The following is a 12,498-nucleotide window of genomic DNA, read 5'->3' as shown; positions in this document are numbered from 1 at the left end:
CGCACCCTATCGGGGGCTTTCCCAGCCGGCGGGCACGTCGTAGTCGTGGCAGGCGTTGCAGTACATATACGACGGGCCGTGGGCACCGTGGCAGTTGCTGCAGTCGATGGCCTCGCCCTGGTGGGACGCGTGCGGGTTCACGCCCGCCTCGCCGCCCCAGTCCTCGGTGGCCGCCTTCACGTCCTCCCAGTCATGGCACCCGCCCGTCGCGCACATCTTCTTGTCGGCCGTCACGCCCTGGACGGTCAGATGCCCCGACTCGTCGGTGGCGAAGTCTCCGCGCACCCAGGCAAGCCCTTCCGTCACCTGCTCCTCGATGTTCGCCTCGTGGCACTGAAGGCACGTGACGTCGGCGCGGGCGTGCTCGTTCGCCATGAGCGCGGCGTCTTCGTAGTAGCCCTCCACGTAGGCGTCCATCGGGTCGTGGCAGACGGCGTTGCAGAAGCCCGGCTGCTCGTGCCAGGCCCAGAACCCGGCCCCGGCGGCAACCAGCACCACCGCCACCACGCCAACGACGATCGGCCAGCGCCTCCCGCGCCGCCTGCCTGCCGGCTCTCCGGCCTCGTGCGATGCGCCGGCTCGGACCTCGGGCGTTCCCACTGCGTCCCTGCGGGCCTCCGCCCCCTGCTTCTCTTCCATGGTCTCCCTCCTCCGCTCCTTTTTTTGCTTCAATTGTGTTTCTTTTTTATTACATTTCTGAACTTCTTGGGCGCATGCTAGCACCTTTCGAGGGTATGCGGAAGCCGCCGTTGACGGCAGCGCGCCATCCGTCAGCAACCGCTCCGCGCCAGCCGCGCCGAGCCGCTCCCGTTGCCCTCCCAACGGGTTGACGAATCGTCGAAACTGTCTATTGACGCTCCGTCAACGAGGGGCGTATGCTGCGCTCATCAGGGGTCGGACAGATCAGGCGCGGAACGCCCGGCGCGCCGGGCAGCCGGTCCGCGCAGCGCAAGGAGGGCAGCATGGAAACCGCAGGCGACAAAGCACGCAACGCGGCATCGGCCGAACGGCGCGCCGACATCGTGGCCGCCGCCCGCGAGCTGTACGAGGAGCAGGGCCTCTCGAAGACCTCCGTCCAGGACATCACGAACCGCGTGGGCGTGACGCGCTCGCTGTTCTACCACTACTTCCCCGACAAGGAGGCCGTGACCTCGGCCGTGCTCGACGATTACGTGGCGGACTTCATCGAGGCGACACACTACTGGAACGCGCAGCGCCATCCCGGCGACATCGAGAGCGCGCTCGCCAGCGTCGTGAGGCTCATGCGGCTGGGCGTGTTCGAGCACGACGCCTTCCGCCGCTCGCTCGCCTCGCGCGAGAACGCAGCGCTCTACATCGACTTCGTGAACCGCGTGGCCGATCGCGTGGCCTCCTACATCGTGGAGACGACGGTGCGCGACTACGGTGCGCTCCACGAGATACGCATCGAGCACGTCTACGAGACGTTCTACGTGCTCATCCTGGGGATCGTGGGCTACCTGCGCACGCACCCCGACGCCAGCGACGAGGTGCTGAAGGACCTCATCGCCCAGACCCTGCACATGGACCGCGGCGACGCGAGCCCGCCCGGCGGAAGCTAGCCGCACGCGGCGCCTCGGGCACATCAAGGGCACGCGACCATCTCATCTTAGGAATCAGCAGGCCGGAAGGCGGCCTGTGCGAAGCATACCCGAACAAAGGAGGGTTTCCATGTTGTTCCAAGTTTACGGGGAGAACGCCCTGTACCAGTGGCTCGGCTGGGCCATGGTGTTCATCGGCCTCATCCTGATCAACGAGGTCGCGCGACGCTCGAAGATCGGCGGCACCGTCTGCTTCATCGGCGTGCCGCTGGCGCTCACGGCGTACTTCGTCGCCATCTACGTCGGCGCCGGCATGGGCGCCGACTGGGCGCTCAACAACCCCACGTACCTGCACATGAACAGCTGGTTCCACTACGCGAAGCTCTACGCCGCCACCATCGGGTGCATCGGCTTCATGGCGCTCAAGTACCGGTGGGGCAAGATCGGCAAGTCGCACTGGTTCAAGTGCTTCCCGTTCGTCATCGTGGCCATCAACATCCTCATCGCCGTGGTGAGCGACTTCGAGAGCGCCTTCCGCGCGTTCGGCACCACCTGGGTGTCCTCCGAGGGCGTCACGCTCTACGGCGGCTGGCACAACGTGTTCAACGGCGTGGCGGGCCTCATCAACATCGCCTGCATGACCGGCTGGTTCGGCATCTACGTGTCCAAGAAGAAGCAGGACATGCTGTGGCCCGACATGACGTGGGTGTTCATCCTGGCCTACGACCTGTGGAACTTCTGCTATACCTACAACTGCCTGCCCACGCACTCGTTCTACTGCGGCCTCGCGCTGCTTCTGGCCCCCACCGTGGCGGCCATGTTCTGGAACAAGGGCGGCTGGATCCAGAACCGCGCGTTCACGCTGGCCATCTGGTGCATGTTCGCGCAGGTGTTCCCCGCGTTCCAGGACTACATCGTGTTCAGCGTGCAGTCGGTGAACAACCCGAACGTGAACCTCGTGGTGTCGGTGATCGCCCTCGTCGCCAACGTGGCCGCCTTCGCCTACATCATGTACCGCGCCAGGAAGCTCAAGGTGAACCCGTACCTGAACGAGGTGTTCGTGGGAACGCGCGACTACGACCAGGCCATGGCCCGTCGCGAGGACGCGCCGCAGCTGCCGAGCGATCCCAAGCCCGACCTGGACGACGCCGCCCCGCAGGGAGCGTAAGCTCCTCCGGATCCGACCAGCGAACCGACCCGCTCCCTAGAGCCCGCCGTTCCCGGCGGGCTCCTTCTTTCGGTGGCACGGGACCGGTGAGAGGACCTCCTCGCCCTTGCCGCCCCCCTTACTGCCTGGCCGCGGCCCGCTGTCGGCAAGGCGCACGTGCGGGACACCGATCGGCATGCGCTCCGATCGGTCAGCGACGCCGCGGCACGAGATGCGGCGGGGCGCAAGGAGCATCGACCTGCTAGAATAGGGTGGTTGGATGCCGCGCTCCTGCGACGCCGGGCACCCCCCGCCCAGGAAGGAACCCATGCAGAACCTGCCGCAGCTCATCACCGACCTCGCCCTCATCCTCGCGGTGGCGGCGGTCGTAACCATCGCGTGCCGGCGCTTCAGGCTGCCGCTCGTGGTGGGCTACGTGCTGGCGGGCTTCCTCGTGGGCCCGGCCATCGTATGGGTGCCCACCGTGGTGGACACGGCCAGCATTACCACGTGGTCGGACATCGGCGTCATATTCCTCATGTTCGGCCTGGGGTTGGAGTTCAGCGTGCTCAAGCTCACCACCGTGGGCCGTCCTGCCATCGTGACCGCCGCCACCGAGATGTCGCTCATGATCGCGCTCGGGCTGATCGTGGGCACGCTTCTGGGCTGGCCGTTCGTCATGAGCCTGTTCCTCGGCGGGATGCTCGCCATCTCGTCGTCGTCCATCATCGTGAAGACGTTCACCGACCTGGGGATCAAGGGCCAGGGCTTCGCCGAGCTCGTGTTCGGCGTCCTCGTCATCGAGGATATCGCGGCCGTGTTCCTGCTCGCAGTGCTCTCCACGGTCGGCGCCGGCGCCGGCGCCGACCCGGCGGACGTCGCACTCAAGATCGGCCGCATGGCCCTCTACCTCATCGTATGGTTCGCGCCGAGCGTCATCGTGGTGCCGAGCGCCCTCAAGCGCATCCGCGACACGGTTAACGACGAGATACTGCTCGTCGCCTCTATCGCGCTGTGCTTCGGCATGGCGGCGCTCGCCGTGGGCATCGGGTTCTCCTCGGCCCTCGGCGCGTTCATGGCCGGGTCGATCCTCGCGGGAACCGTGCAGGCCCCGCGCATCGCAGCCCTGTTCAAACCGCTCAAGGACCTGTTCGGCGCCGTGTTCTTCGTTTCGGTGGGCATGCTGGTAGCGCCCTTGGCCGTGCTCGACAACCTGGGAGCGGTCGTGCTGCTGGCCGTCGTGACGGTGGCGGGCCGCTCGCTTTTCTGCTGCCTGGGCGCGCTCTTGTCCGGCCAGTCGCTCAGGACGGCGGTGAAGGCGGGCTTGAGCCTCGCCCAGATCGGCGAGTTCTCGTTCATCATTGCAGCGCTCGGGCTCTCGCTCGGCGCGACCGCGGATTTCCTCTACCCCGTCATCGTCACGGTATCGGTGGTCACTTCGCTCGCCTCGCCCCTGCTCGTGCGCAATTCCGAGCGCGTCTACCGCCTGCTCGTGCGCGCGCTGCCCGCACGAGCGCTCGCCTTCCTCGAGCGGCGCGCAGAGGCGGCCGAGGAAGATGCCGACGACGAGGGCGAGAACCTGTGGCGCGACTACCTGAAGCGCTGGTTCTTCAAGGCGGGGCTCGTGGTGCTCAGCGCCGTGGCCTCGGTGGAGGTGCTCGTGAGGATGGTGCCGCGCCTCTTGCACGGCATAGCGCCCGCGCCCTTGCTGACCGTGGGCATGGCGGTCCTCGGCATCCTCGTCACGGGCATCTTCATGGCGAACCTGTTCTACACGTGGCGCAAGAACGAGTTCGGCGCGCTGTGGATGCGCCGCCGGCGCAACCGCCCCGCCCTCGTGGCGCTCTCGACGGCGGGCATCGCCGTCTCGTTCGGGTCGGTCCTGTTCATCGCCTACGCGGCCGGAGCGGACAACCTCGCGTGGATGGCGCTCCTCGGCATTGCCTGCACCCTCGTGCTCGGCCGCTCGCGCACGCTGCACTCGCTGTTCCTCAAGCTGGAAACGAGCTTCACCGGCAACCTCAAGGAAAGCGTGCTGGCCGAGCGCCGGGCGAGCCTCTCCCACGAGGATCATGCCAACTGGGTGGAAAAGCACCTGTACGCCGTGGAGGTGGAGGCGTCCCGCACGCTCAGGCTGCTCGGCTCCGAGCGCTCCACCGACGTGATGTTCGGCATCGCGCACAACCTGGACCTCATGGCCATCGTGCGCGACGGCCGGCGGGTGGGAGAGGACGAGGTAGCACGCCTTTCGAAGGAGGAGCTGACGCGACGCATCAACGACCCGGAAGACCCCCTCGGCGTGCGCGAGGGCGACGTGCTGGCGTTCCTCGGCACCGAGGCCGAGGTGGACGCCTACCTGCAGAGCATGCTCAAGGACGGCTCGCTCGAAGAGGACGAGGCCGAGAGCGCCATGCTCGACACCTACCTCGCGCACGGCCCGGCGCGCTTCGACGCCGCCTGCTTCGCGCTCGACGTTGAGGCCGGCTCTCCCTTCGCAGGCAAGACCATAGCCGCGAATGACTTCAAGGGCACTTTCGGCAGCCTGGTCGTGGCCCACGAGCACGAGGCGCTCCTGAGGATGAAGCCCTCCCGCAACACGCGGCTGTTCGCCGGCGACCGCGTTTGGCTCGTCGGCGATCCCGCCCGCGCAGCGGAGCTCATCGGGCAGGCCGCCATCCTCCCGCAGCCTCCGTCCGCAAGGCAGGAGGAGGAAGACGACGTCCCCTTCGCCGGCAGGTGAGTGGTGAGCCACCGCTCCCCGGCCGGGCGAGCACTCCCCGCCTCCTTGGAGAGGCGGGGTCATCGGGAGTATAGCCTGGGCGCCCACGCGCCGCCGCACCCGGACGAAAGCGACCTCGCGGCCTTCGGAACCGGCCGCCCTCCCCGCCGTCCGCGCGCAGCTGCGTGGGCGCGCTTCCCGAAAACGGCGGAGGGCCCGCAGCTGCGGGCCCTCCGTGAGGTGCCGGGTGCTGGCGAACGGCCTACATGTCGCGGTGGTCGCCCATCTTCTCGGCCAGCGCCGCCTGGCCGGCGGCGAGGCGCGCGAGCGGCACGCGGTAGGGCGAGCAGCTCACGTAGGTGAGGCCGATCTTGTGGAACGTCTTCACGGAGTCGGGGTCGCCGCCGTGCTCGCCGCACACGCCCAGCTGGATGTCCGGGTTCGTGGCGCGGCCCTTCGTGCAGCCCATGTCCACGAGCGCGGCCACGCCGGCATCGACCGTCTCGAACGGGTTGCACGGCAGGATGCGGCGCTCCAGGTAGCGCGGGATGAACTTGGCTTCCACGTCGTCACGGCTGAAGCCGAACGTCGTCTGGGTCAGGTCGTTCGTGCCGAAGCTGAAGAAGTCGGCCTGGGTGGCTATCTCGTCGGCGGTGACGGCCGCGCGCGGCAGCTCGATCATCGTGCCGATGGGGATGTCCAGCTCCACGCCCTCGGCCTCGCACACCTCGGCGATGACGGCCTCAACCTCGCCGCGCAGCGTCTCCAGCTCGGGAAGCACGCTCACGAGCGGGATCATGATCTCGGGCTCGGGGTCCAGGCCCTCCTTCTTCAGGCGGGCGGCGGCGGTGGCGATGGCGCGCGTCTGCATGGCCGGCAGCTCCGGGTAGAGGATGGCCAGGCGGCAACCGCGCAGGCCGAGCATCGGGTTCGCCTCGGCCATGGCGTCCACCAGGCTCAGCAGCTGGCGCTTGTCGGCGAGCTCGGCGGCCGGCGTGCCCGACGCCTCCAGGCGCGCGATCTCCACCTCCAGGTCGCGCGGGCTCTCCAGGAACTCGTGCAGCGGCGGATCGAGCAGGCGCACGATGACCGGCAGCCCGTCCATGGCCTTGAACATGCCGTAGAAGTCGCCCGTCTGGGCCTCCAGCAGGTCGGCGAGCGCCTTCTCGCGGATGGCCGGCTCGTCGTTCAGGATGAAGGACTGGATGATCTGCTTGCGGTCGCCCAGGAACATGTGCTCGGTACGGCAGAGCCCGATGCCCTCGGCGCCGAAGCTGCGGGAGAGCTCCGCGTCCTCGGGGTTGTCGGCATTGGCGCGCACGCCCATGGTGCGGAACTCGTCGGCCCACTCCAGGATGGTGTCCAGGTCGCCGGTGAGCTCGGGCAGTACGAGATCCACGGCGCCCAGCACCACGGAGCCCGTCGTGCCGTCGATGGAGACCATGTCGCCCTCGCGGATGACGATGTCCGTGCCGGCCACGGCCGCTTCCTTCTTCTCGGCGTCGATCTTCAGGGCCTCCACGCCGCAGACGCACGGCGCGCCCATGCCGCGGGCGATGACGGCCGCGTGGCTCGTCTTGCCGCCATGCGACGTGAGGATGCCCTCGGCGGCGATCATGCCGGCCAGGTCGTCGGGGTTCGTCTCCCAGCGCACGAGCACGCACTTGCGGCCGGCCTCGGTGACGGCCACGGCGTCGGCGGCCGAGAACACGGCCTCGCCCACGGCGGCGCCGGGGGACGCGTTCAGGCCCTTGGCCACCACGTCGTAGGAGGCGTTCTTGTCGAACTGCGGGTGCAGCAGCTGGTCGAGCTGCTCGGGGTCGACGCGCATGACGGCCTCCTCCTTGGAGATGAGGCCCTCCTTCTCCATCTCGATGGCGATGTGCAGCGCGGCGGCGGCGGTGCGCTTGCCCACGCGGGTCTGGAGCATCCAGAGCTTGCCCTGCTCGATGGTGAACTCGATGTCGCACATGTCGCGGAAGTGGTTCTCCAGCGTGACGAACACCTCTTCCAGCTCGCGGCCGGCCTCTTCCAGGCCCTCCACGTGCTTGAGGTCGGCGATGGGGCTCGTGTTGCGGATGCCGGCCACCACGTCCTCGCCCTGGGCGTTCACCAGGTAGTCGCCGTAGAACTCCTTCTCGCCGTTGGCAGGGTTGCGCGTGAACGCCACGCCCGTGGCCGACGTGTTGCCCTTGTTGCCGAACACCATGGACTGCACGTTCACGGCGGTGCCCAGGTCGTCGGCGATCTTGTTCTGCTTGCGGTAGAGGACCGCGCGCGGGTTGTTCCAGCTGCCGAACACGGCCTCGATGGCCAGCTGCAGCTGCGCGCTCGGGTCCTGCGGGAACTGCACGGAGCCGTCCACCACGAGGCTCGGGTACTCCTCGGCGGACACGTTCTCGGAGAAGATCTGCTTGAACTCGGCCACGAGCTCCTTGAGGTCGTCGGCCGAGAGGTCGGTGTCGGAGGCGGCGCCGCGCACGTTCTTCATGGACGTGATGGCGTTCTCGAACAGGTCGCCGTCAAGCCCCATGACCACGTTGGAGAACATCTGGATGAAGCGGCGGTAGGAGTCCCAGGCGAAGCGCGGGTTCTCGGTCTGGGCGATGAGGCCGTTGATGGACTCGTCGTTCAGGCCGAGGTTCAGCACCGTGTCCATCATGCCGGGCATGGACATCGGCGCGCCGGAGCGCACGGACACGAGCAGCGGGTCGGCCGCATCGCCGATCTTCTTGCCCATGCGGGCCTCGAGGTCCTCGCGGTAGGACTGGATGGTGTCGAGCGCGCCCTCGGGCCACGTGTTGTCGGCGTTGGCGTACTCCATGCAGGTCTGGCACGTGATGGTGAAGCCGGGAGGCACGGGCAGCCCGATGTTGGCCATCTCGGCGAGGTTGGCGCCCTTGCCGCCCAGCTGCGCCTTCATGTGCGTGTTGCCCTCGGTTACGTTGTTGCCCTGAGCGTCTTTGCCGAATGCATAGACTCGTTTGACTTCTTCGGTCACCTTTTTCTCCTTAAACGCGACGTTTCAATCGTACAGAGTACCGAACCCCTTGCTGGTTCGCAGGCCTAGCCCATCATATCAGCGGATGGAGGGTGGGCGCGCTCATAGTAGCGCAAAATTTCTTGAGCCGTTTCCTCAACGGCGCGATTTTCGGTGTGGATGACAATACAGCCGAGTTTGCGCATGAGCGCACGGGCCTTCTCGAGATCCTGGTACACGTACTCGGGATCCGCGTAGCTCGACGCCACCACGCTCGCATTGCCCAGGCGGCGCTGGCGGATGCCGATGAGCACCTCGGCCGTGGTCATGAGCCCGAACAGCCTCGTGCGCTCCACGTCGAGCAGCTCGCGCGGCGGCTCGGTGGCGGGGTCGAGCGGAATGTTCGACACCTTGTAGCCCTGCTGCGCCAGGTAGATGGACGTGGGCGTCTTCGACGAGCGCGACACGCCCAAGAGCACGATGTCGGCCTGGGAGAGCTCCTGCGGGTTGCGCCCGTCGTCGTGGGCGATGGTGAACTCGATGGCCTCGATGCGCTTGAAGTAGTACTGGTCGGCCACGTGCAGGCCGCCGGGCTTAGTGGACGGATCGCGCCCCGTCATGCGCGCGATGGCCCCGATGGCGTCGGTCATGAGGTCCACCGCCACGATGTCGTCGCGAGCTGCCGCATAGGCAGCCAGCTGGCCCGCCAGATGACCGTTCACCAGCGTGTAGAACACGAGCATGCGCCCGTCGCCCGAGTTCTGCCGGTGGACGGCGCCGTGCTCGTCGATGAAGGACTTGATCTCCTCGAACGTGCGCACCTTCGGCAGCACTTCGATGGCGGGGTTCGTGACCCCGAACTGGGCGGCGGCCGCGCGGGCCACCGCCTGGGCCGTGAGGCCCACCGAGTCGCTGACCACGTGTATGGTGGGGAGGCCCCCGGGGCCGGCGCTCGGCGTGCCGTACGAGACGAGGTCGTCCATGGCGCTACTTGCCGCCCTTCGCCATCTTGCCGAAGTCGGCCACGTCCGTGAACACGCCCACGAAGCGGTTCAGCAGGCGCAGGCGGTTCGCCCGCACGGCCTCGTCCTCGTCCATGACGAGGACGTCGGCGAAGAAGGCGTCGATGGGCGCGCGCAAGTCGGCGAGCGCCGCGAGGGCCGCCGCGTAGTCGTCGGCGGCGAGCGCGGCGGCCACCTGCGACTCCACGTCGCGCGCGGCGGACGCGAGGGCGCGCTCGGCGTCGCCCATCAGGGCCTCGTCCACCTCCTCGCCCAGCTCCGCGTCGCGCAGGTTGTTGGCGCGCGCGTAGGCCGTGGCCAGATCGTCGAACGCCTCGCGCTCGCCGGTGCGGGCGGCCTCGAGGGCGCGCACGCGGGCGATGACCTGGGCCGGCTCCTCCACGCCTGCCGCCAGCACGGCGTCGATGGCGTCGGGGGACGCGCCGGAGTCGCGCAGCATGACCTTCGTGCGCGTGACGAAGAAGTCGGCCACCTGGGCACGCACGTCGTCGCGATCGAAGCCGATGCCGGCATCCGCGTACGTGGCGAGCGAGGCGTCCACGGCCCCCATGAGCGACACGGGCAGGCCGGCCTCCAGCATGGCCACGATGCCGATGGCGCTGCGGCGCAGCGCGAACGGGTCTGACGAGCCCGTGGGGCCCTGGCCCACGGCGAACAGGCCGCAGATGGTGTCCAGCTTGTCGGCCATGGCCACGACGCGCCCCACGTCGGACGCAGGCGGCTCGTCGCCGGAGAAGCGCGGGCGGTAGTGGTCGGCGATGGCGCGGGCCACCTGCTCGTTCTCGCCCGACGCCTCGGCGTAGTACGAGCCCATGACGCCCTGCACGCTCGTGAACTCCACCACGGCGTTCGTCACGAGGTCGGCCTTCGCCAGGTACGCGGCGCGCTCGGCATCGGCGGCGTCCGCCGCGCCCAGCTGCGCGTCGGCGGCCAGGTGGCGCGCCAGCGCCGCGATGCGGTCGGTCTTGTCCTTCATGGTGCCGAGCACCTCCTGGAACACCACCTCGTCCAGGCGGTCGACGTACGTCTCCAGCGGGTGCTTCAGGTCCTCCTCGTAGAAGAACTTCGCATCGGACAGGCGCGCGCGCACCACGCGCTCGTTGCCGTCGATGATGGTGGCGGCATGCGCCGGGTCGCCGTTCGTCACGACGATGAACTTGTTCGTGAGCCTGCCCTCCCCGTCGTACAGCGGGAAGTAGCGCTGGTGCATGAGCATGGCGTCCACGATGATCTCCTCGGGAACGCGCAGGAACTCCTCGTCGAACGTGCCCACGAGCACCGTGGGATACTCGGAGAGGTTCACCACCTCCAGAAGCGTCTTCTCGGGCAGCTCGGCACGGTAGCCCGTCTGGGCCTCCGCCTCCGCCACGCCTGCGCGGATGCGCTGCTCGCGCGCCTGCTCGCTCGTCACCACGAAGGCGCCCTCCACCACGGGGAGCAGGTCGGCGGCCGCGGCCACCTCGTGCGGGCCGGGGGCCAGGAAGCGGTGGCCGCGCGTGAGCCTGCCGGCCGTGAGGCCCGCGAACTCCACGGGCACCACGCGCTCGTCGAGCAGGGCCACGAGCCAGCGCACCGGGCGCGAGAAGAACTCGCTGCGGGTGCCCCAGCGGCACGACTTCGGCCAGGAGATGCCGGTGATCACGCCCTCCAGCACGCCGGGCAAAAGCTCCGCCACGTCGCGGGCGGGCACGCTGCGCTCAGCGAACACGTACTCGGCGCCGTTCTCCTCGCGGCGCTCGAGCGCTTCCACGTCCAGGCCCTTGCCGCGCGCGAAGCCGATGGCGGCCTTCGTCGGGTTGCCCTCGGCGTCGAACGCGATCTTGGCGGACGGGCCGCGGAACACCTCCTGGAGCGCCTCGGTCTCGTCGGCCACGTCCTCTGCCAGCACGATGAGGCGGCGGGGCGTGGTGTGCACGGACACGGTCCCGTGCGGGATGCGCACGGCGTCGAGCGCCTCGGGCACGAGCTTCTCCAGCTGGCCCGTGGCCTTGTGCAGGTCGAACGCGGGAATCTCCTCGGTGCCTATCTCGAAGGCGAGCGTATGCAGGCTAGCCACGGTCGGCCTCCTCCCCTTCCTCGGCGGGCTTCATGCCCACCACGTGCTCCATGTAGCTCGCGCACACGGCCTTTGCCAGCGTGCGCACGCGCAGGATGTAGGCCATGCGCTCCGTGGCAGATATCACGCCGCGGGCGTCCAGCAGGTTGAACGTGTGGCAGCACTTGAGCACGCTGTCGTAGGCCGGCAGCGGCAGGTTCGCCGCGAGCGTGCGCTTGCACTCCTCCTCGCGGTCGTTGAACTCCTGGAACAGGAAATCGGTGTCGGCCACCTCGAAGTTGAACGTGGAGTACTGGCGCTCGTTCTCCAGGTACACGTCGCCGTACGTGAACGTGACGCCGTCGGCGCCGCGGCTCCACACGATGTCGAACATGGAGTCCACGCCCTGCACGAACATGGTCAGGCGCTCCAGGCCGTAGGCGATCTCCACGGGCACGGGGTTGCACTCGAAGCCGCCCACCTGCTGGAAGTAGGTGAACTGCGTCACCTCCATGCCGTCGATCCACACTTCCCAGCCCAGCCCCCACGCGCCGAGCGTCGGGCTCTCCCAGTCGTCCTCCACGAAGCGCACGTCGTGCGCGTCCACGTCGATGCCGATGGCGCGCAGCGACCCCAGATACATCTCCTGGATGTCGTCGGGCGAGGGCTTCATGAGCACCTGGAACTGGAAGTAGTGCTGCGTGCGGTTCGGGTTCTCGCCGTAGCGGCCGTCCGTGGGACGGCGGCAGCCCTGCACGTAGGCGGTGCGCCACGTGTCGGGGCCCAGCGAGCGCAGCGTGGTGGCCGGGGCGTTCGTGCCGGCGCCCACCTCGTTGTCGTAGGGCTGCAGGATGACGCAGCCCGCGCCCGCCCAGTAGCGCTGCAGGCTCATGATGACGTCTTGGAACGTGGGCGGCAGCGCCTCGGCGGCCGCCTGCCCCGCCGCACGGGCGGCGGGCTCGGTTTCGGTTGGCATGGCTCTCCTTGTCTTCCCTATCCTATGCAGTCGCGCGAGGCGGCTTCGATCCCTGGGTGC

At 68.4% G+C, this 12,498-nt stretch carries 8 protein-coding genes; 3 read left to right on the top strand and 5 right to left on the bottom strand.

Annotated elements, in window-relative coordinates:
• Positions 1-6 precede the first annotated feature (6 nt).
• Complete coding sequence (locus LB310_RS14325) at positions 7-639, bottom strand: cytochrome c3 family protein (RefSeq protein WP_227153944.1); 633 nt, start codon at positions 637-639, stop codon at positions 7-9.
• A gap of 323 nt (positions 640-962) precedes the next feature.
• Between LB310_RS14325 and LB310_RS14320 the strand changes: the two genes are divergently transcribed.
• The 3 genes from LB310_RS14320 (at position 963) to LB310_RS14310 (ending at position 5,446) form a co-directional block, all read left to right on the top strand.
• Positions 963-1,580, top strand: coding sequence for a TetR/AcrR family transcriptional regulator (locus LB310_RS14320; protein ID WP_096228440.1), 618 nt, complete (start codon positions 963-965; stop codon positions 1,578-1,580).
• A gap of 109 nt (positions 1,581-1,689) precedes the next feature.
• Positions 1,690-2,727, top strand: coding sequence for a DUF5692 family protein (locus LB310_RS14315; protein WP_301155275.1), 1,038 nt, complete (start codon positions 1,690-1,692; stop codon positions 2,725-2,727).
• Positions 2,728-3,034: 307 nt separating this feature from the next.
• Positions 3,035-5,446 carry a cation:proton antiporter gene (locus tag LB310_RS14310; protein WP_301155274.1) on the top strand — a complete coding sequence of 804 codons (2,412 nt, stop codon included), beginning with the start codon at positions 3,035-3,037 and terminating at the stop codon, positions 5,444-5,446.
• Positions 5,447-5,687: 241 nt separating this feature from the next.
• Here the strand turns inward: LB310_RS14310 and ppdK are convergent, their stop codons facing one another.
• From ppdK to LB310_RS14290, 4 genes are all read right to left on the bottom strand, one after another.
• A complete protein-coding gene (ppdK, locus tag LB310_RS14305) occupies positions 5,688-8,426 on the bottom strand; it encodes a pyruvate, phosphate dikinase (RefSeq protein ID WP_301155273.1) in 2,739 nt (912 codons plus the stop codon).
• Positions 8,427-8,491: 65 nt separating this feature from the next.
• A complete protein-coding gene (locus LB310_RS14300) occupies positions 8,492-9,388 on the bottom strand; it encodes a pyruvate, water dikinase regulatory protein (protein ID WP_087191639.1) in 897 nt (298 codons plus the stop codon).
• A gap of 4 nt (positions 9,389-9,392) precedes the next feature.
• A complete protein-coding gene (glyS, locus tag LB310_RS14295; protein ID WP_123674150.1) occupies positions 9,393-11,483 on the bottom strand; it encodes a glycine--tRNA ligase subunit beta in 2,091 nt (696 codons plus the stop codon).
• Positions 11,476-12,438 (bottom strand): glycine--tRNA ligase subunit alpha, encoded by a 963-nt coding sequence (locus tag LB310_RS14290; RefSeq protein WP_087191641.1) that lies wholly within the window; start codon positions 12,436-12,438, stop codon positions 11,476-11,478. The genes glyS and LB310_RS14290 overlap by 8 nt, the downstream gene beginning before the upstream one ends.
• Positions 12,439-12,498: the final 60 nt, after the last annotated feature.

This window comes from Gordonibacter sp. RACS_AR49 (assembly GCF_030418435.1).
In the GTDB taxonomy this organism is placed as follows: domain Bacteria; phylum Actinomycetota; class Coriobacteriia; order Coriobacteriales; family Eggerthellaceae; genus Gordonibacter; species Gordonibacter urolithinfaciens.
This window is presented reverse-complemented; position numbering and strand designations above follow the sequence as displayed.